The sequence below is a fragment of the Flavobacterium petrolei genome, assembly GCF_003314435.2.
In the GTDB taxonomy this organism is placed as follows: Bacteria; Bacteroidota; Bacteroidia; order Flavobacteriales; family Flavobacteriaceae; genus Flavobacterium; species Flavobacterium petrolei.
In genome coordinates, this window is record NZ_QNVY02000001.1 from 133,375 (window position 1) to 154,549 (window position 21,175).

Below are 21,175 nucleotides of genomic sequence, written 5' to 3' on the forward strand. Positions count from 1 at the left end.
TTATTTTGAGAAGTAGAAAATCCTGCTTTAGATGCTACAATAAGTTAAAAAAGGAACAATAATTGGAAATTACAATTTTAGACGTATATTTGTAATATATTTTATTACAGTATGATTTCAGGTAAATTTGCAATAACAATACATATCCTAACCTTACTCACTAAATTCCCAGACGAATTTTTATCCTCTGAATTTATTGCGGGTAGCGTGAACTTACATCCTGTTTTGGTAAGAAAAGAAATTGCGAACCTGAAAAAAAATAATATTGTGGAAAGCAAAGAAGGCAAAAACGGAGGAACAAAATTATTAAAATCGGCATCAGATATTTCATTAGACACCATATTCAAAATGACTTTTGATACTGTGACCTTAGGTTTTTCAAAAAACGAACCTAATCCAAAATGCCCTGTCGGAAAAAAAATAAATAAGAACTTAGAAGATTTATATGAAAATATCAATGAGAAAATCAGCTTACAATTAAGCGGCATTACATTGGAAAATTTTTCTAATCAATTTTAAAACTATTTTTTTATATAAAACTGTAACATTTTTTATTACTTTTAAATACACATAATTATGAAAATCGCAATTATCGGAGCCACAGGATTTGTAGGTTCAGCAATTTTAAATGAATTGGCAAGTCGCAATCATGAAATAACGGCTCTAGCCCGAAATCCTAAAAATAATGGAAACGCAGCTATAAAATGGGGAAAAGCAGACATCAACAACGTTGAAGAACTGTCTAAAATTATTGCTGGAAATGATGTGATTGTAAACGCTTTCAGCGCAGGTTGGACCAATCCAAATTTATATACCGATTTCCTAGAAGGTTCAAAAGCGATTCAAGAAGCTGTTAAAAAATCCGGTGTAAAACGTTTTATTACCATTGGCGGTGGCGGAAGTTTGTTTATAGCTCCTAATTTGCAAGCAGTAGACACACCCGATTTCCCAAAAGAATATTATATAGGAGCTACTGCAGCAAGAGATTATTTAAATATTATTAAAGACGAAAAAGAGTTGGATTGGACATTTTTCAGTCCGGCTTTTGAAATGCATCAAGGCATCACTACAGGAAGAACCGGTAAATACCGCCTTGGATTAGAAAATCCTGTTTTTGATGAAAATCAGAGAAGTATTTTATCCGTTGAAGATGTAGCAGTAGTTATCGCAGATGAAGTTGAAACCCCAAAACACCATCAGGTTCGTTTTACAGCAGCGTATTAATTCTATATATTTTATAAAATAAATCAGTTTCATAAGGCCATTGCTTTTTGAAACTGTTTTTGTTTTCACTACTTTTACTATTCTAAAAAATAGTTTTGCCAAATAAAAAACACCATCCAAGCGCCTTAAACGAAAAACCCGGAATTTCTGCTCCTGAAATTGTTAGTGCCGTTGCTGTTGGGCATATTCAACAAATTAGAAAAATACAACCTTCTGCAAAAGAACTCGTTGAAGGAATTTTAAACGAAAATATTACTGCACTGAGTCGTGCGATTACTTTAGTCGAAAGTACGAATGTCAATCATTTGGCGAAAGCCAATGAAGTAATAAATGCCTGCTTACCCTACGCAAACAAATCTGTCAGAATAGGAATTACAGGTGTTCCAGGCGTTGGAAAAAGCACCTTCATTGAAGCTTTTGGAAAATACTTGACTGGTTTAGGGAAAAAAGTAGCTGTACTTGCCGTTGATCCCAGCAGCACGATTTCGCATGGAAGTATTTTAGGTGATAAAACTCGAATGGAAGAATTGGTCAAAGATAAAAATGCTTTTATACGACCATCCGCTTCAGGAGAAACATTAGGTGGTGTGGCTCGAAAAACCCGTGAAACCATAACGCTTTGTGAGGCTGCCGGTTTTGATACCATCATCATAGAAACCGTTGGCGTAGGCCAAAGTGAAACCGCCGTTCACAGCATGGTTGATTTTTTTCTTTTATTAAAAATTTCTGGTGCGGGCGATGAATTGCAAGGTATCAAACGCGGAATCATGGAAATGGCGGATGCTATTGTCATCAACAAAGCCGATGGTGATAATATCAAAAGAGCCAATCTTGCCAAACTTGAATTTAATAGAGCGTTGCATCTTTTTCCTGCCAAAAAATCAGGTTGGACACCCACAACCGCAGCATGCAGTGCCATAACCCATGAAGGAATATCCAATGTTTGGGAAACCATTCAGAAATTTTTGGAACTAACAAAAAGCAACAACTATTTCTTTGAAAAACGGAAAGAACAAAACCAATATTGGATGCTGGAAACCATCAACGAGCAATTGAAAACGAATTTTTACAACAATCCAGAAATTCAAAAATCACTGGAATCAACTAAAAAAGCGGTGCAAAATGATGAAATTTCACCTTTTGCCGCCGCTCAAAAATTATTAGAAAAGTATTTTAAAAAATAAACCTACTCTTTTTCGTAGCGTTCCATTTCACGATCGTAAAATTCATTGGCAAGAACGATTAATCCTTCCATTTCAGCATTTAATTCTGCCTCGTCAAGATCCTCTGCTTCTTCGATAAACTCTACTTCATCATCTTTGAGATTGATGATAAATCTTGGGTAATCAAGATGTATGATAAAAATATCTTCGGGAAAATCAGTATTGTCGCCTAGTAAAAATTTTGGTAATTCCATGAATTTAATATTTAAGTAATTTATTATTTTATTTATTCTCGTTTTGCATCACCAACTTTCTTGTCAATCTCGCAAAGCGAATATACAAAAATAAAGCGGCAGCGGTTAATCCTGCCAGAAGTCCTATCCAGATTCCAACGGCTTTCAGTTCTGTGTATTTTCCTAAATAATAGGAAATAGGAAAACCAATAACCCAATACGCCACAAAGGTAATGTACATTGGGATTTTCACATCTTGCAAACCACGTAATGCTCCTAAAACCACAACTTGAATTCCATCTGAGATTTGAAAAATGGCTGCAATCAATAGTAATTTTGAAGTTATAATGATGATTTCTTCATTATCCAACATTTGAGTCGAATCGCTCATATTCAAGAATAAATGCGGTAAAAAATTATGGAATACCACAAAGATTATTGCAAAAAAAGTTTCAAGTATAATCGCCAAAAGAAAAATAGATCTTGCAACGACAATCAAATTTTTATAATCGTTCATTCCTTTCGTGTGACTCACTCGGATCATTGCGGTAACACTTAAACCCATAGCAACCATAAAAGTGGAGGATGCCAGAATAAGTGCAATCTGATTGGCGGCTTGACTATTTTTTCCCAAAGAACCAGAAAGCCATATCGCAGCAGTAAACAACGTTACTTCAAACAACATTTGCATTGCTGAAGGCATACCCAGATTAATAATTTTTTTCAAAATTGATTTGCGGATTTCTTTAAAACTGAAATTCTTAAAATATTTTTTCAATGCCGAATTTTGTTTCATCAAGTAATGCATGAAAACCACCATCATTATTCTGGACAAAACCGTTCCAAGTGCAGCACCCAGAATTCCTAATTTTGGAAAAATCCAAATTCCGTAAATCAAAACATAATTAAAGAAGATGTGTACCACATTTGCCATAAAAATAGCATACATCGAATATTTAGTTTTGGCTAAACCATCCGCAAATTGTTTGTAACCCTGGTATATAATCACTGGAATCAATGAAAACGCCACCCAATCTATATATGGAGCGGCCATATCAGCCACTTCTTTGGGTTGGTGCATCATGTACATAATTTGTTTGGACAGCACAGTCAGAATAAACAATGCAACTCCTAAAACGGTGCATAAAAGCAATCCGTGGTGAAAAGTGGTGCGGATTTTTTGATCATCTTTTTCGGCATCCGCTTCAGCAACTAAGGGCGTAATTGCCGTAGAAAAACCTATTCCTAAAGACAATGCAATAAATATAAAGCTATTTCCCAGCGAAACCGCTGCTAACTCAGTAGAACCTAACTTGCCTACCATGAAATTATCAACTATTCCTATTAGTGTATGTCCCAACATTCCTAAAACCACGGGATACGCTAATTTAATGTTATAAGAAAACTCTTTGAAGTATTTTGATAAATTCACTTTCTATCTTTTTTTGGCAAATATAATTAGAAGCTTTGAATTGTGTTGATACTATTGCACTTTAAACAATTGTTTTTTTTTAGCTGTGGTATACAAAACAAGGAATTCTATAACAAATGGACTTAATTCTATAACTTTTTAAATACTTGAGGACTTACTTTTGCACTGTTGTTTTTAACCAAACAAAACCCGTAAAAACAACGAAAATATTAAAAAATACAATTATGAAAATCGCAGGAAAAATTAAATTCGCACTAGCACTTACAATCTCAATGATGTTTGCTAGCAATGTAGAAGCTCAAGAAACAAACAAAGCAACAAATTACGAACAAGGATTTCGTTTAGGTGTTGGTGCAAATGCAGGATATTCAGTTAATGATCCTTACAAATTATCACTTGGTGCAGATGTAAGAGGACAATATGATTTATCAAAAAGATACTCTTTGACGTTGACTACAGGTTACACTAATTTATTTGTAAGCAAAGCTGATGGGTTTCCTGGTCAAACAGAAGGGAAAGATTTAGGTATCATCCCAGCTAAAGCAGGTTTTAAAGCTTTCGTATGGAATGACCAATTTTATGTAATGGGAGAAGCTGGTGCAGCATTTGCAACAAGTAATGTAGAAAATACCAGAGATAAAACTTCTTTATTGTTATCTCCAAGTATAGGTTATGCAACTAAATACATAGATATTTCTTTGAACTATACACACTACAATCATTTTGATCGTTTAAACAATAACGGTTCTCTTAATAGAGGAGTTGGACAAGTAGGTGTTCGTTTAGCTTATGGTTTTGAACTATAAACCACAAATAATTCCATAAAAAAATGCGCTGAAATTCAGCGCATTTTTTTTGCCTATTCTTTTTTCAACATTTCTTTATACATCTCAAAATTAGCTTTCACTTTTTCATCTAATTTAGGTTCCTTAATATCAGTATATTTTTGCATTTCTTCCCAGATAATTTTAGCAACAACATAACGTGCCATTTCCTTATCATCAGCCGGAATAATATACCACGGCGCATTTTTAGTAGCCGTTTTATTAATTGCCTCCTCATAATACTGCATGTATTCATCCCAATGCTCGCGCTCTTTCAAATCTCCAGGCGAAAACTTCCAGTGGTGCTCTACTTCTTCTAATCTTCGCAGCAAGCGCTTGCGTTGCTCTTCCTTACTCATGTGAAAGTAAAACTTCAAAACAATAGTCCCGTTTTGTGTAATATGCTTTTCAAAATTATTAATTTGATCCAATCGATCTTCCCAAAACTGTGGCGTCACATCTTCTACTTTTTCAATTCCCGGCAAATTTTCATTCAAAATATATTCCGGATGCACCCGTGTCACCAAAACATTCTCATAATGTGTTCTGTTAAAAACTGCGAATTTCCCTTTTTCTGGTAAAGCCAAATAATGTCGCCACAAGTAATCGTGTTCCAGTTCCGTTGAATTGGGTGTTTTAAAACTATGCACCTCAACACCACGCGGATTAAATTCCTTGAAAACTTCCCGAATCAGACTATCCTTCCCAGAAGTATCCATGCCTTGCAAACAAATCAAAACGCCGTATCGATTGTGCGCGTACATCACATCCTGCAACTCGCTCAATTTCGCCTGAACCTTATCTAGTTTCTCTTCTTTGGCGTCATCACTGGCGCCATTAAACAAATTCGTTGGAATTTTGGCCAATTCAATTTTGCCAATCACTTTAAAATCATCGGGATTTATAGACTTCATAAGAAATATTTTATCTTTGTAAACTCAAATATAACAAATTATAAGGATTAATCCTGATGAATTTCAGGAGCATTTTCCAGCTATCCGTTGCAATCTTTTATTATTTTAAAGAAAAATAATAAAAGGATTTTCACTTTTATCTGGGCTAGGCACTCGTTTTAAAAACAAATACAATGGAAAAATTCACACTCGAATTATTATTTCAAATTATCGGCATTGGTTCTGCATCAGGACTTATTTACAAAGACAATTCCCTACTGATTATTGGTGACAACAGCGGTTTTCTTTATGAATATCAAATGGATTCTAAAAATTTAAAACGCCATCCATTACTAGAAAACCCAAGAGAGAACACACTCAAAAAAGACAAAGCAGATTTTGAAGCCATAACCCATTTTGGAGACAGCTTGTATGTTTTTGGTTCCGGTTCCACCGAGAAAAGAAACAAAATGATACAAGTCAATGCTACTGATAAAAAGATAATCGCCACAAATGACCTCAGCGATTTGTATGCCGTCATGCAAAATTTTGGAGCAATAAAACCCGAAGATTTCAACCTCGAAGGCGCCATCTATAATGGCGAAAGTTGGTTTTTATTAAATCGAGGCAACGGAAGCTCCAATAAAAATGTCCTTTTCACCATCGAAGGAAAAAATCTGACTAACGATTTTGCTATTCTATCAAACGACTACAAACTCCCTAAAATTAAAGGAGTGCGCAGTAGTTTTACCGATGCGATTTTAGTCGGTGACAGCATTTATTTTTTGGCCACAGCCGAAGATACAGAATCTACGTATGATGATGGGGAAGTTTTAGGAAGTCTTATTGGGAGCATTAACCTGAAAACTATGAAAATCGATTTCACCCAAAAAATTAGCAGCACCCATAAATTCGAAGGATTAACTTTGTACTCCAATTCAAAAGAAAAAATGGAGTTCCTACTTTGTGAAGACAACGACACCGAAGTCTTGGAAACAGATATTTACAAATTGACTTTAGACAAAAAATAATGTTCATTTCAGTCAAAATCACAGAACGTTAAATTTAGATTAAATAGAAAATCAAAATAGATTTCAACTGTAAAACGTACTACTTTTACAGTAAACTAAGCCTTTTATTGGCCTAAAACAATATACAAAATGACAGATTTAAAAAATAAAAATGCCCTAATCACTGGCGCAGGAAAAGGAATTGGTAAAGCAATCGCTTTGGCATTAGCCAAAGAAGGTGTAAATATAATTTTAGTAGCACGCACACAAGAAGAAATAGACAGTGTAGCGGCAAAAGTGCGTTCGTTAAGAGTAAAAGCACTGGCGATAACCGCTGATGTTGCTGATATCAATTCTGTAAACGCTGCCGTTGAAAAAGCTTTGGCTGAATTTGGAACCATTGATATTTTAATCAACAATGCTGGAATAGCTGCTTTTGGAAAATTCTTAGAATTAGAACCGACCGATTGGGAACGCATCATTCAGGTAAACTTAATGGGAACCTATTATGTGACACGCGCCGTTTTGCCAAATATGATAGAAAGACAAACTGGTGATATCATCAACATTTCTTCAACAGCAGGATTAAGCGGAAATGCGTTAACGAGTGCTTATAGTGCTTCAAAATTTGCCGTTTTAGGATTAACGGAATCACTGATGCAAGAAGTTCGTAAACATAATATTCGTGTAACGGCATTAACGCCGAGTACTGTTGCTACTGATATGGCCAAAGAATTAAAATTGACCGATGGCAATCCGGAAACCGTAATGCAGGCAGAAGACATGGCCGAATTAATAATCGCCCAACTTAAACTAAACCGACGCGTTTTCATCAAAAACAGTAGTATTTGGTCTACGAATCCGTAAATTCTTTCAAACATATAAGACATATAAGTTTTTTAAACCATTAAGGGATTAAGAAAATTAAGCGTAAAACTTAATGAACTTAATCCCTTAATGGTTTTTGATCTTTTGCTTATATGACTTATATGTTTAAAAAAATTAAACTAAAACAGAAACAAAATCCATTCGCACACTTCCATCTTCATCAATTTTCGTCAAATTAATATCATGCAATGTATTTACTAATTCTGGATTCCAAGGTGTTTTCACTTTCACATAGTTTTCGGTAAACCCGTGAATATACCCTTCTTTATTTTCACTTTCGAACAAAACAGTTCTATTACTTCCCAATTGACTTTCGTAAAAAGCACGACGTTTTTTTACTGATAACCCTCTTAACATCTTGCTGCGTTTGGCGCGAACATTAGCAGGAACAACACCTTCCATTGCAGCAGCTTCGGTATTATCTCGTTCCGAATACGTAAATACGTGTAAATACGAAATATTCATTTCATTCAAGAAATGGTAGGTTTCTAGAAAATGTTCATCTGTTTCGCCAGGAAAACCAACAATCACATCCACTCCAATACAAGCGTGCGGCATTACTTCCCGGATTTTGTTTACTCTTTCAGTATATACTTCACGTTGGTAACGACGTTTCATCAACTTTAGAATTTCATTGCTACCTGATTGCAACGGAATGTGAAAATGCGGAACAAATGTTCTACTTTTTGATACAAATTCTATTGTTTCGTTTTTCAATAAATTCGGTTCAATAGATGAAATTCGTAATCTTTCGATTCCTTCTACTTTGTCTAACTCCTGAACTAATTCTAAAAAGGTATGTTCGTGTTTTTTATTTCCAAATTCTCCTTTTCCGTAATCCCCAATATTTACTCCGGTAAGAACAATTTCCTTGATATTTTGTTTCGAAATTTCTGAAGCATTTTTCAGTACATTTTCCAGTTCATCACTTCTTGAAATTCCTCTTGCTAATGGAATAGTGCAGTAGGTGCATTTGTAATCACAACCATCCTGAACTTTTAAGAAAGCACGGGTTCTGTCCCCTATCGAATAGCTTCCAACATAAAAATCAGCTTCGGCGATTTCGCAGGAATGCACTTCGCCAAAATCATTTTTAGACAAATCATTGATGTAATCCGCTAATTTAAATTTTTCAGTTGCACCAAGAACTAAATCCACTCCATCAACACTAGCTAATTCTTCCGGTTTCAATTGCGCATAACAACCAACAGCCGCAACAAATGCTTTATCATTCAATTTCATTGCTTTTCGCACGACTTGTTTGAACTGTTTATCAGCATTTTCAGTAACGGAGCAGGTATTAATCACGTACATATCAGCCACTTCTTCAAAATCAACGCGGTCAAATCCTTCATCTTGTAAGTTACGGGCAATCGTAGAAGTCTCTGAGAAGTTTAGTTTACAGCCTAAGGTATAAAAGGCTACTTTTTTTCTGTTTTCCATAAGATAACTCAATTAATGAAATCGTTGTCAAAAAATTGAGGTTGCAAATTTACGAACTAAATTCTGGAAAAGGAAATCAATAATTTCTATATCTTAGCATCTTCTTGACCAATAATTTACACTCTAATAGATGAAAAAAATAATTTCAATTACATTACTTTTTATTGCGGTTCAAATAAATGCCCAGAACAACATTGAATGGGATGGAAAATACCAACTACAACTTTCCGATTTTCAATCTAATACCACTCAAATTGGGAATGTGAAAATTAATAGTATTCATACCGCTTCAAGTCTTGATTTCGCTTTCCAAATGAGCAATATTGAGTTTGTGTTTACCAAGAATTTTAATTCAAAAGTGAATTCTACATTCAAGCGCGATGCCGCATCCATTATAGCAATTAATACTAATACAGCAAACTATTTAGTGAATTTTGCGCAAAATGAATTTGATTTATCCGAACTCTATGCCCGTAAATTGCGTAAAGAAATTTACGATCAAAAAGGGATTTTTTCTGACGCCAGTTTTTTACAAGTACTTTATGATGCCATTCAGAAACAATATACTGAGGAACATGCAATTACTTCAAAAATAACGGACCTTGGACAAAATGAGAAAAAACTATTAGAAATTAGAACTGAGGTTCTTAAAAGAATACAAGAATATCCTGATTTTTGCAAAAGTTGTAAACCTCCAAAGAAAAAATCTTAATTAGAGATAGATCTTTTTACTTTAGCGCCTAATCATGTCGAGTGCCAACTTATTTTTGTAAACAAGAAAATGCGTTTGCAACTCGACTACTTTCTAAAAACAAAAACCATTAAGAAATTAAGTGTATTAAGAACTGCTCTTAAATTACCTTAATTTCTTAATGGTTTTATTTCTAATTTGAAAATTCTAGTTCAAGATAAATCGTCTCACCACTTCAGCCACGCCATGATTATTATTTGACGCCACGATAACATCTCCTTTATCTCTCAATTCAGGATCTACATTATCGACCCAAACGCCCAATCCAGCATATTCAATCATAGTTAAATCATTTCCTGCATTTCCTACAGCAATAATTTCACTTTGAAGAATATTTAGTTTTTCGGCTAAAAATTTAATACTGGCTCCTTTATCAATTCCATTTTGCGCTACCTCAAGAAAAAAGGGCTTTGACATGCTGACACTAAGATGTGGCATCGCTGCTTTCAAATCTTTTTCTACTTCTTTTAAATAATTTGGATCTTCTAATAAAATACATTTGACAGCTGAAGATTGAACTTCCTCTTTAAAACTTACCACTTTATTATGTTCTAAACCCGTAATATTTTTTTCGATTTCAATATATTCAGAATCCGTTTCACTTACAATTTTCCCATTAACGTAAGTTATAATATGTGTCTTACTTTTCAAACTGTAATCATACAATTCATGAATCTGTCCTTGGGTTAACGTTTGCTCAAAAATGACTTTATCTTCTTTTAAATCTGTAATAACAGCGCCATTATATGATATCATATAGGAATTATCTAATTGTAATTCTTTAGCGTAAGCAATCATTGCTGGCGTTGGTCTTCCGGATGCCAAAACAATATGCACCCCCAATTCTCTTGCCTTAGACAACATCACTTTATTTTCGTTTGAAATGGTATGATCATCGTTCAACAAAGTATCATCCATGTCCAAAACCAACATTTTATATTTCATTCTATTTCTTTTATTGTGAATGAATTAAATACTCATTCTGAATTCTTCAATAACAGGGTTTACTTTTGCAAACTCGGTTTCCTGAACAAACAATTCAACTGCTAAATCTGAATTTCCAAATCCTCCCAATCGAGCCGATTGTATATTATTTTTCACTACTACATCTACACCAATCGCTTCAATTCTTTCTTGTAACGCTAAAGCTAAAATTTCACTTCCCGAAAACACTTTCATTAATCCCATTTTATTCTTTATTTAATTATTTTGTACCGTTTTCTTCATCACCTTCTAATTCCTCAAAATCCTCTTCTGCATCTGCCTCCAAGTTTTCTTCCTCCTCAAAATCTTCATCGTCTTCATCCTCATCTTCTCCATCAAAGTCGAATTCATAAGGCTCCTCTAACATTTTCTCTGCAAGGACTTCAATACGTTCCGTTAATTGTTCCGAAAAAATGATACGTTGGGTTCTCACAATACTATTCGAAATACGCATGATTTTTGTTTCATGACGCAATTTCAAGATTGGATCAGCATCATCCAAAATAAACATTTTCAATCGGTTTACGTTAAATCCAGCCGTAGTAAACATTTCACTTAACTTATTTGGAGTCCCAATCAAAACATCAATTCCGCTGGAGATATAATTTTTATCGTATTCCATATCACCTTTGTCATGGACACCATAAACTTCTAAATTAGAATTCTTTCCATATTTTTCAAAAAGAGATTCCATTTCCAATACTTTCGCTTTGTCTTCAACAATAATCAAAGCCCTTGGCGATTCTTCGTTTGCTCCTGCCAATCTCTGAATTACATTTAGCACAATTGTCGTTGATTTCCCGCTTCCTTTTGGTGCAATAATGATACAATCCGAACCACTTTTTAGTGTCGAAAATGTTTCTTTTTGCATCGCATTGGCCTCGGTCAAACCGTTTTCAATTAGGGCTTGTTGTAACTCTTCGTTTATTTTTTTTAGTTTCATTTCTTATGATTGAAAGATTAAAAATTAAAAAATTAAAAGATTAAACTAGTGCCAAATCTTTAAATAGTTAAATTTTCAAATCATTAAATTAATTTTATTTCGATGCAAACAACTTCACATCATTCTCTGAAATTTCGCTTCCACCAAGGATAATTAAGCGCTCTACTACATTTCTTAACTCACGTATATTTCCTGTCCAATCGTATTCTTTCAACAAATTAATCGCTGCTGAAGAGAATTTTTTGACTGCATTCCCTTGCTCCGAAGCAATCTTATCCGCAAAATGCGAAATCAACATCGGGATATCATCTCGTCTTTCATTCAAAGCCGGAACTTTTATCAAAATCACTGCCAAACGATGGTATAAATCTTCACGGAAACGCCCTTCGGCAATTTCGACTTTCAAATCTTTATTGGTAGCTGCAACCACACGAACATCGACTTTGATGTCTTTGTCCGCTCCCACTCTAGTAATCATGCTTTCCTGTAAAGCACGTAATACTTTGGCTTGCGCCGAAAGACTCATATCACCAATTTCATCTAAGAAAATAGTCCCTTTATCCGCCGCTTCAAATTTTCCTGCGCGATCTTTGACAGCCGATGTAAACGCTCCTTTTACATGACCGAATAATTCACTTTCAATCAATTCAGATGGAATCGCAGCACAGTTTACTTCAATTAAAGGGAAATTAGCACGCTCGCTCTTTTCGTGTAATTGATGGGCAACCAATTCTTTTCCGGTTCCGTTGGGTCCCGTGATTAAAACTCTGGCTTCGGTTTGTGCAACTTTCTCAATCATCACTTTGATGTGATTGATAGCTTCGCTTTCGCCAATCATTTCGTAATTCTTGCTGACTTTTTTCTTTAGGATTTTATTCTCAACTACGAGCTGTTTTTTGTCCAAAGCATTTCGAACCGTATTTAACAATCGGTTTAAATCGGGTGGTTTTGAAATGTAATCAAACGCTCCCAAACGCATTGTATTAATTGCCGTTTCCATATCGCCATGACCGGAAATCATTACCATAGGAATTTCGGGCTTGATTTTTTTAACTGCTTCTAATACCTCAACACCATCCATCTTCGGCATTTTGATGTCGCACAAAACCAAATCGTAATCGTTGTTCTTTATTTTTTCAAGACCTGCAACACCATCTTCGGCTTCTTCAACCTGATAAGTGTCATTTTCTTCAGAAAGTATTTTTGTGAGTACTCTTCGAATTGCGGCTTCGTCTTCTATAATTAGTATTTTTGACATATTTTTATTTTTGTTTAGCCACAAGGGCACAAAATTTTTATTTCTAATTAACAGACAACGTTTTCTGAAAACTGATGCCCTAGCCCCGATTAAAGTGAAAATCCTTTTTATTTTTTTTTAAAAATAAAAAGATTGCAATCTCGTCTTCAGGACGAGACGGGAAATAGCTCCATAAATTAATTAAGTTTTAACAAAGCTGAACCGAGCTTTATTTAATATTTCAACCAGCGGTACATTTCACTCCACGTTGGTTTTTTGCCGTACATGAGTATTCCTATTCGGTACACTTTTGCGGCAAACCAAACGACACAAAAGAAACTTCCAAACAATAACGTTACAGATATAGCGATTTGCCACAAAGGTACGCCAAACGGAATGCGCATCAACATTACTATTGGTGAGGTAAGTGGAATCATTGAAAAAACAACTGCAACTGTGCCATGTGGATCATTGATAACTGTAAAAAAACCAACGTAAACGCTCAACATTAACGGCATAATGATTGGCAACAAAAATTGCTGTGAATCCGTTTGATTATCTACTGCGGCACCAATAGCCGCGTAAAAGGAACTGTACAGAAAATAACCGCCTATGAAATAAATCACAAATCCAATCAAGATACTTGCAATGGGTAAATTCCATAATTCCTTAATATACATTTGAGCAGTACCGGTCATTTCTTGCTGTGCAGTTTGAATCATTTCTGGTGAAATTCTGGCTGTAGGCCCCACATTTACTCCAAAAAACACAGAAGCTGCAAACATTAATGATAGTCCGATTATTGCCCAAATAAAGAATTGCAACAATCCTGCTAATGAAGTTCCTATGATTTTTCCCATCATTAATTGAAATGGTTTCACTGAGGAAATTATGATTTCTACAATTCGGCTGGTTTTTTCTTCAATGACACTTCGCATCACCATGTTTCCGTATATGATTATGAACATCATAATAAGGTACCCAAATGCTCCACCGATACCGATTTTGATTTCGTTAAGTCCTTTGACACTTTCTTCACCGGATGCTTTTGTCAAACTGATATTCACTTTGGACTGGGCGTTTTTAATTGCCAGCGTATCTAAATGAGCTTTTTCTAAATTGTTTTTGGTCAGTTTACTTGCAATTATATCCTGAACATTTTCAATGAATGAAATACTAGGACTGCTGTTTGAAATAAATTGGATTTTACTTTCAAATTCCTTAGTATTACTCGCCTTTGGGATATACAATAATCCTTCATAGCTTTCATTTGTGATACTGTCTCTCAGGAATTTTAAATCTATGAGAGACAAATCAAGGTATTTGTATTCATCATTTTTATTGTTCTGCGACGTAAATTCCTTTACAAACATACCTGATTCGTCATGAATAGCGATTCGTTTTGTTTCCGCTTTCATGGAACTTAAATACGCTACAAATGATGCAATTGCTACAAACAGTAACGGACTTAAAAAAGTCATGACAATAAAGGATTTATTGCGAACCTTGGCAATAAACTCTCTTTTTATGATTAATGATACTATGGACATTTTAGATGGTTAGATTATTTGACATTTTAGACTGTTAGAATTATAAACCTTTAGATTTCTAAAAGTCTAAGAAAGTCTATTGTGTTACTGTTTGAATAAAAATGTCATTGACACTTGGAATTTTTTCTACAAAATGTGTTACTTGTCCAGATTGCGTGAGGATATTCAATAATTCATTTGGTGTAGCATTTCCTAGTTGAATTTCCAGTTTTAATTCGTTGTTCAGTGATTTAAAATTAGCCGGACCAACAGTGAATTTTTGTGTAATTGCATACATCAATCCTTCTACATTCTCCGATAAAATGCCCACTTCAAAACTATTGGTTTTAAATTGTCTTTTTACATCATCCAGTTTTCCTTCAATGAGTTTATTGGATTTATGAATCAGCGCAATATGGTCACATAATTCTTCAACGCTTTCCATGCGGTGAGTCGAGAAAATTATGGTAGCTCCTTCTTCTCGCAATGCCAGAATTTCATCTTTTATGATATTGGCGTTTACAGGATCAAAACCAGAAAAAGGTTCGTCAAAAATCAATAGTTTAGGTTTATGCAAAACGCAAACTACAAACTGAATTTTCTGCGCCATTCCTTTAGAAAGCTCTTGGATTTTCTTGTTCCACCAGCCTTGAATTTCTAATCTTTCGAACCAATACTCGAGTTGTTTTTTGGCTTCAGCCTTAGAAAGACCTTTCATTTGAGCCAAATACAAGCATTGTTCGCCCACTTTCATCGTGTTATACAATCCTCTTTCTTCGGGTAAATAGCCTATATATTGAACGTGTTTGGGTTGCAGTTTTTCACCATCCAAAATAATTTCACCGCTATCAGGCAATGTAATTTGGTTAATAATTCGGATAAGTGATGTTTTTCCGGCTCCATTTGGACCTAAAAGCCCGTAGATACTTCCTTTTGGAACCATTAATGAAACCTCGTTAAGCGCCACATAATCACCGTATTGCTTAACAACTTTATTCACTTCAAGAATATTACTCATGCTCATTTTTTAATTGGTGTAAAAGTAAATAATTAGTACCGAAATACTTAGAATAGTTTCATATATGTAGCATTTAATTTTTAGCGGTCATATATGTTATCGCTTTGTATTTATCGGTGTTTATCTCACAATATTTTATTTTCATCGGAGTTCGATGATTTTCAATTGTTTGCAACAAACAAATTGTTAGTGGCGATTTCATAAAAAACCCATCCTTATTTTAACAAGGATGGGGGGGATATGTTTTTTTGATTAGACGAGATAAATCTCGTCTCTAAGTTTTTTATTATGAAAACATGTCTTTCACTTTCTCAAAAAATGATTTGTCTGATTTCTCTGGATTTGGAATAAAATTCTCGTCGGTAAGATTTTTTTCAAAAAACTGTTTTTGTTCTTTGTTCAATGTTTTTGGAGTCCAAACATTTACATGCACCAATAAATCTCCGTTTCCGTAGCCATTGATACTTGGAATTCCTTTTCCTTTTAATCTCAGAATTTTACCGGATTGAATTCCTTCTTCAAGTTTGATTCTTACTTTTCCGTTTATAGCTTCGATATCTTTAGAAATTCCAAGAACCGCTTCAGCAAAACTGATGTATAAATCGTAGTGTAAATTCTCACCTTCACGTTTCAGGAACTCATGCTCCAATTCTTCAATTGCAACAATCAAATCTCCTGGAATACTATTTCCTGGAGCATCATTTCCTTTATTAGAAACTTTCAACTGCATTCCGTCCACAACACCCGCAGGTATTTTTATCGAAACCGTTTCATCCTCAAGAATCATTCCTTGTGAATCCGCTTCAGATGGTTTTTTATCTAAAATTTGACCAGAACCACTACATGTTGGACAGGTAGAAGCTGATTGCATTCTTCCCAAAATGGTATTCGTAACGCGCATTACTTGTCCTTGACCGTTACAGGTAGAACATGTTTTATACGTCACACCAGGGGCTTGAACTTTACGTTTTACTTTTACTTTTTTCTCAACGCCATTGGCAATTTCTTCCAATGTCAATTTTACTTTGATACGAAGGTTGCTTCCTTTAGCACGACGAACTCCGCCGCCTCCACCGCCTCCGAAACCACCAAAACCGCCTCCGAAGATATCACCAAACTGACTGAAAATGTCATCCATATTCATTCCGCCGTGACCACCTCCGCCAAAACCGCCAGAACCATCAAATGCTTGATGACCATATTGATCGTATTTAGCTTTTTTCTGAGGATCACTTAATACTTCGTAAGCTTCAGCAGCTAATTTAAACTTATCTTCTGCCGATTTGTCTCCAGGATTTTTGTCAGGATGGTATTGTAAAGCATTTTTTCTATATGCTTTTTTAATTTCAGCAGCATCAGCATTTTTTGAAATGCCTAATATTTCGTAAAAATCTTTTTTCATTTTTATTTTTTCTTTTGTTGAAACGCACTGCAATGCGAATCAATGCGTGATATAAATACGCGATTAATCGCGAATCTATTACTGCCCTATTACAACTTTTGGAAAACGAATGATCTTGTCTCCTAATTTGTATCCTTTTTCAAGAACATCAACAATTTTTCCCTTCATCTTTGGCGCTGGAATCTGAGTAATTGCTTCAGCAAAATCAGCATCAAAAGCGTCTCCAGCCTTCACCTCAACTTGCTCTAATCCTTTAGAAACTAAAGTGCTTTTTAGTTTTTCATGAATAAGCTCCACTCCTTTTGTCAACAATTCGTCATCCGATTTGCTAATTTCAACCAAAGCTCTGTCGAAATCATCTAATACAGGAAGCATAGCCAATAAAACTTCTTGATTAGCTGTTTTGAATAACTCGATGCGTTCTTTAGAAGTTCTTCTTTTATAATTTTCGAATTCAGCAAATAATCGTAAATATTTATCTTTTTCTTTGGCTAAATCTTGCGTTAATTGCTCTTCTACACTTAATTCCTCAACAATCATTTGCTCCCCATTGGCATTATTTTCTAATGTCGCATCATCTAATTCTTGATCGATTTCTGTATTTTCAGTAGTCATAGTATTCGTATTTTTAAAAATATTCTTAAACTTCATTTTTATTCTTTTCTTTGGATTGCAAAAGTACTGCCAATTCTTTTAAAATGTCAAATTGTCACCTTTTTGTCGATTTGACTTTTCTTCTCAACATAACTACTATAGACTTAAAATTTTAATATTATTTTAAGATTATCTTGACATTCTTTATCTAGCTTTGTTGCAACTTTTTATTTAGAACACTTTTAAAAGTTAAAAAACCAAAGGTTTTATTCTAAACAATTATTAATTCACCATTATTTTATATTAAAAAAGCTTCGTTTACCAAAACGAAGCTTTTTTTCTGCTTTTAAATTTAAGAATCTGATAATGCTTGCCTTACACCTTCAAAATCTAACGAAAGCTGTTCACCCGTCATTAGATTTTTGAGAGAAAAAGTATTGGAAGCCAATTCCTGCTCTCCTACAATTACAGCAAATGGAATTCCTCTTTTATCCGCATGTTGAAACTGCTTCGCCACTTTAGCATTATCAGGATACATTTCTACCTTAATGCCTGCATTCCTTAATTCTTTTATTGATTTCATCGCATAAAAAGCTTCTTTTTCACCATAATTGATAAAAAGCGCTTTGGAAGTTGCCGTTACAGTTTCCGGAAATAAATTCAGTTCCTCTACAACTAAATAAATTCGGTCCAATCCAAAAGAAATTCCCACGCCACTCATATTTTTCAATCCGAAAATCCCGGTCAAATCATCATATCGTCCACCGCCACCGATGGATCCCATTGCTACTGATTTTGGTGGAGCCACTTCAAAAATGGCACCTGTATAATAATTCAATCCTCTGGCCAAGGTTACATCCAAGTCTAAAATTGCTGTCGATAAACCAAGATTAGCAACATTATCACAAATAAAACGCAGTTCTTCAACTCCTTTCATTCCTTCATTGGACTCCGAAAGCAAAACAGAAAGTTGGTTTATTTTCTCTGAAATACTTCCTGTAAAATTAAATAATGGCTGTACTTTCAGAATCGCTTCTTCCGAAATCCCTTTCTCCATCATTTCTTTTTTCACGCCGTCCTCGCCTATTTTGTCGAGTTTATCTAATGCTACCGTGAAATCTATTAATTTATCCGAAGCACCGATTACTTCCGCAATCCCGGATAATATTTTTCTGTTATTTATTTTGATAGTTACACCTTCTAAACCCAAAGCCGAAAAAACCGTGTCATATAACTGCACCAGTTCTACTTCTTGCCACAACGATTTCGAACCTACTACATCCGCATCACATTGAAAAAATTCTCTGAAACGGCCTTTTTGTGGTCGATCTGCTCTCCAAACGGGTTGGATTTGGTATCTCTTGAACGGAAATTCAATATCATTTTGGTGTTGTACCACATAACGCGCAAACGGAACGGTTAAATCATAACGCAATGCTTTCTCCGATATACTTGCAGTCAGTTTTGTGCTGTCTTTATTTTCCAGGTGCGTTACATTGGCTTTCGCCAAATAATCTCCGGAATTTAATATTTTGAAAATCAAACGGTCGCCTTCTTCCCCGTATTTTCCCATTAAGGTTTCGGAGTTTTCAAATGAGGGCGTTTCTATGGGTTGGAATCCGAATTTCTCGAAATTACTTTTTATAACCTGAATGATATAGTGACGTTTTGCCACCTCTGTAGGTGAAAAATCTCTAGTTCCTTTTGGAATGTTCGGTTTTGATGCCATTTTTTGATTATTGGATTTTAGATTTTCAGATTTAGGAATTCTTGAAAAACTCCAAATTCTAATTATTTGCAAATATCTTATTTTTAAAATAAATCTGTTTACAAATTTCATCATTTTATTGCCAGATGCCTAGCCCAGATTACTTCACTTAATTTCTATTTTTCACAGGAGTTCAGAGAACTTCGTTTGCAGCGAAAATAGGGAAGTAAAAAACAATATTGTTTTCTTGCCTGAAAGAGCGACCAAAGGAAGCTCCTTTTAGGCAAAAAAAAACAAATTATTTTCACTGACAGGTTGTAGCGAAAAGCTGGACACGAGCGAAGCGAACTGACGAAGTAAATAGCTCCTAAAAAATAAATTAGGATTTTTGAAAAGGAAATTTGTAACAAAAATTGTATTTTCGTGTCAAACTGCTATGATGTTAAAATTATTCAAAGAAAATATTCGCATTGCACTAGGTTCTATCAGAACGCAATTGTTGCGAACGGTTCTTACGGTGATGATTATCGCTATTGGAATCACGGCTTTAGTCAGTATTCTTACGGTTGTTTCGGCACTTGAAAATACGATCTCCTCTGATTTTGCATCGATGGGAGCCAATACCTTCAACCTAAAACAGTATGAAAACACTGTAAGAAGACAAGGAAGAGACGAACGTGAAATAATTAATCCCATTATTTCGTATCCTGAAGCGGTGGCTTTTAAGAATAAATACAGCTATCCTTTTACGGAAACTTCGCTTTCATTTACCGCTACTTCTGGCGCAGAAGTAAAATTTGAATCTTCAAAAACGGATCCTGAAAATTCAATTGTAGGAGTCGATGAATTTTTCATGACTAATTCCGGACTGGAAACCAGTGCTGGACGAAATTTTACAGGATTTGATATTGACAACAATGCGTATGTTTGTGTTGTAGGTTCTGATTTTGAAAAAGGACTGCTAAAAGACGTGAATCCTATTGATAAAATAATTTCAATCAGAGGCGCTAAGTTTAGGGTTATTGGAGTTTTAAAAGAGAAAGGATCCACCTTTGGGAACAGTCAGGATTTGCGGGTTTTAATCCCAATACAATTAGCGCGTTCCTTATTTACGGCGCCTAACATCAATTATACGGTGAGTGTAATGGTTGGCAAAAAAGAGTTGCTGGACCAAGCCATTGACAATGCTAACAGCACCATGCGCAGGGTTCGTAAATTAAGTCCTGTTGAAGACAACAATTTTGGAATCGTCCGCAGTGATGACTTAATCAACCGAATTTTAGGCATCACTCAATATCTAGGACTTGCTTCTTGGCTGATAGGTATTATCACCGTTCTGGGTTCTTCTATCGCTTTGATGAATATTATGATTGTCTCGGTAACAGAACGTACTCGAGAAATTGGGGTCAGAAAAGCATTGGGAGCCAAAAAAACGACTATAGCTATTCAGTTTTTCATAGAAACATTGCTAATTGGTCAACTGGGCGGATTAGTTGGAATCATTTTTGGAATCCTAATTGGATTTGGTATTGCAACTGCAATGGATTTTGCATTCGTAATTCCATGGGGCGCTATTATAGCCGCTTTCATCACTAGTTTCATCGTAGCCATTGCTTCCGGATTATACCCTGCTATCAAAGCCGCTGTATTAGATCCAATTGAAGCGTTACGATACGAATAATAGTAGTGTTCAAAATCATTGTATGAAATTTTTCACGAAAAAAAATTGGGCGTGACCCTATTAAAAAAAGGGGCTATTAACCATATGAGTTAATAGCCCCTTTTCTTAATACGGTCGGGTCATACGCGTTACATGGTAACTAGCTCCTACCCCTCACGCAAACCACCTAAAACCAGAACTTTTACAGGTACAACAACCCAAATTAAATAACATCGCTT

General features: G+C 35.0%; 21 protein-coding genes. 8 read left to right on the top strand and 13 right to left on the bottom strand.

Annotated elements, in window-relative coordinates; translation table 11 throughout:
* The first annotated feature begins 111 nt into the window (after positions 1–111).
* The 3 genes from DR871_RS00555 (at position 112) to meaB (ending at position 2,408) form a co-directional block, all read left to right on the top strand.
* Positions 112–519, top strand: coding sequence for an Rrf2 family transcriptional regulator (locus tag DR871_RS00555; RefSeq protein ID WP_113665317.1), 408 nt, complete (start codon positions 112–114; stop codon positions 517–519).
* Between the two features lie 57 nt (positions 520–576).
* Positions 577–1,224, top strand: a complete 648-nt coding sequence (locus tag DR871_RS00560; RefSeq protein WP_113665316.1) for an NAD(P)-dependent oxidoreductase — start codon at positions 577–579, stop codon at positions 1,222–1,224.
* Between the two features lie 95 nt (positions 1,225–1,319).
* Positions 1,320–2,408, top strand: coding sequence for a methylmalonyl Co-A mutase-associated GTPase MeaB (gene meaB, locus DR871_RS00565; protein ID WP_394345618.1), 1,089 nt, complete (start codon positions 1,320–1,322; stop codon positions 2,406–2,408).
* A 2-nt stretch (positions 2,409–2,410) separates the two neighbouring features.
* Here meaB and DR871_RS00570 read toward each other — a convergent pair whose 3' ends face one another.
* On the bottom strand, positions 2,411–2,641 hold the full coding sequence (locus tag DR871_RS00570) for a hypothetical protein (RefSeq protein ID WP_091164535.1): 231 nt from the start codon (positions 2,639–2,641) through the stop codon (positions 2,411–2,413).
* Positions 2,642–2,669: 28 nt separating this feature from the next.
* Positions 2,670–4,052, bottom strand: coding sequence for an MATE family efflux transporter (locus DR871_RS00575; RefSeq protein ID WP_113665314.1), 1,383 nt, complete (start codon positions 4,050–4,052; stop codon positions 2,670–2,672).
* 224 nt (positions 4,053–4,276) lie between these two features.
* Here DR871_RS00575 and DR871_RS00580 point away from each other — a divergent pair, with 224 nt between their 5' ends.
* Positions 4,277–4,858 (top strand): hypothetical protein, encoded by a 582-nt coding sequence (locus DR871_RS00580; RefSeq protein ID WP_113665501.1) that lies wholly within the window; start codon positions 4,277–4,279, stop codon positions 4,856–4,858.
* Between the two features lie 53 nt (positions 4,859–4,911).
* On the opposite strand, the gene DR871_RS00585 is transcribed toward DR871_RS00580, so the two are convergent.
* Positions 4,912–5,790 carry a PPK2 family polyphosphate kinase gene (locus DR871_RS00585; RefSeq protein ID WP_113665313.1) on the bottom strand — a complete coding sequence of 293 codons (879 nt, stop codon included), beginning with the start codon at positions 5,788–5,790 and terminating at the stop codon, positions 4,912–4,914.
* 173 nt (positions 5,791–5,963) lie between these two features.
* Between DR871_RS00585 and DR871_RS00590 the strand changes: the two genes are divergently transcribed.
* On the top strand, positions 5,964–6,800 hold the full coding sequence (locus tag DR871_RS00590) for a DUF6929 family protein (protein ID WP_113665312.1): 837 nt from the start codon (positions 5,964–5,966) through the stop codon (positions 6,798–6,800).
* Positions 6,801–6,929: 129 nt separating this feature from the next.
* Entirely contained in the window at positions 6,930–7,646 is a 717-nt protein-coding gene (locus DR871_RS00595; RefSeq protein ID WP_113665311.1) for a 3-ketoacyl-ACP reductase, read from the top strand.
* Positions 7,647–7,781: 135 nt separating this feature from the next.
* Here the strand turns inward: DR871_RS00595 and mtaB are convergent, their stop codons facing one another.
* Positions 7,782–9,110, bottom strand: a complete 1,329-nt coding sequence (gene mtaB, locus DR871_RS00600) for a tRNA (N(6)-L-threonylcarbamoyladenosine(37)-C(2))-methylthiotransferase MtaB (RefSeq protein ID WP_113665310.1) — start codon at positions 9,108–9,110, stop codon at positions 7,782–7,784.
* A 130-nt stretch (positions 9,111–9,240) separates the two neighbouring features.
* On the opposite strand from mtaB, the gene DR871_RS00605 reads away from it, so the two are divergent.
* Positions 9,241–9,822 (top strand): hypothetical protein, encoded by a 582-nt coding sequence (locus tag DR871_RS00605; RefSeq protein ID WP_113665309.1) that lies wholly within the window; start codon positions 9,241–9,243, stop codon positions 9,820–9,822.
* 186 nt (positions 9,823–10,008) lie between these two features.
* Here DR871_RS00605 and DR871_RS00610 read toward each other — a convergent pair whose 3' ends face one another.
* The 9 genes from DR871_RS00610 to hisS all read right to left on the bottom strand — a co-directional run bounded on the left by DR871_RS00610 (position 10,009) and on the right by hisS (position 19,297).
* The gene (locus DR871_RS00610; RefSeq protein WP_113665308.1) at positions 10,009–10,806 is read right to left on the bottom strand and encodes a Cof-type HAD-IIB family hydrolase; all 798 of its coding nucleotides are present in this window, start codon (positions 10,804–10,806) and stop codon (positions 10,009–10,011) included.
* 24 nt (positions 10,807–10,830) lie between these two features.
* A complete protein-coding gene (locus DR871_RS00615; RefSeq protein ID WP_113665307.1) occupies positions 10,831–11,049 on the bottom strand; it encodes a DUF2007 domain-containing protein in 219 nt (72 codons plus the stop codon).
* A gap of 16 nt (positions 11,050–11,065) precedes the next feature.
* Positions 11,066–11,788, bottom strand: coding sequence for a DEAD/DEAH box helicase (locus DR871_RS00620; protein WP_113665306.1), 723 nt, complete (start codon positions 11,786–11,788; stop codon positions 11,066–11,068).
* A gap of 94 nt (positions 11,789–11,882) precedes the next feature.
* The gene (locus tag DR871_RS00625; protein ID WP_113665305.1) at positions 11,883–13,046 is read right to left on the bottom strand and encodes a sigma-54-dependent transcriptional regulator; all 1,164 of its coding nucleotides are present in this window, start codon (positions 13,044–13,046) and stop codon (positions 11,883–11,885) included.
* Between the two features lie 212 nt (positions 13,047–13,258).
* Positions 13,259–14,575, bottom strand: coding sequence for an ABC transporter permease (locus DR871_RS00630; RefSeq protein WP_113665304.1), 1,317 nt, complete (start codon positions 14,573–14,575; stop codon positions 13,259–13,261).
* A 76-nt stretch (positions 14,576–14,651) separates the two neighbouring features.
* Complete coding sequence (locus DR871_RS00635) at positions 14,652–15,572, bottom strand: ABC transporter ATP-binding protein (protein ID WP_113665303.1); 921 nt, start codon at positions 15,570–15,572, stop codon at positions 14,652–14,654.
* A 286-nt stretch (positions 15,573–15,858) separates the two neighbouring features.
* Positions 15,859–16,974, bottom strand: coding sequence for a molecular chaperone DnaJ (gene dnaJ, locus DR871_RS00640; RefSeq protein ID WP_091164593.1), 1,116 nt, complete (start codon positions 16,972–16,974; stop codon positions 15,859–15,861).
* Between the two features lie 78 nt (positions 16,975–17,052).
* On the bottom strand, positions 17,053–17,625 hold the full coding sequence (locus DR871_RS00645) for a nucleotide exchange factor GrpE (RefSeq protein ID WP_113665302.1): 573 nt from the start codon (positions 17,623–17,625) through the stop codon (positions 17,053–17,055).
* Between the two features lie 295 nt (positions 17,626–17,920).
* Positions 17,921–19,297 (bottom strand): histidine--tRNA ligase, encoded by a 1,377-nt coding sequence (gene hisS, locus DR871_RS00650; protein ID WP_113665500.1) that lies wholly within the window; start codon positions 19,295–19,297, stop codon positions 17,921–17,923.
* Positions 19,298–19,712: 415 nt separating this feature from the next.
* Between hisS and DR871_RS00655 the strand changes: the two genes are divergently transcribed.
* A complete protein-coding gene (locus DR871_RS00655) occupies positions 19,713–20,957 on the top strand; it encodes an ABC transporter permease (RefSeq protein ID WP_165151781.1) in 1,245 nt (414 codons plus the stop codon).
* Positions 20,958–21,175: the final 218 nt, after the last annotated feature.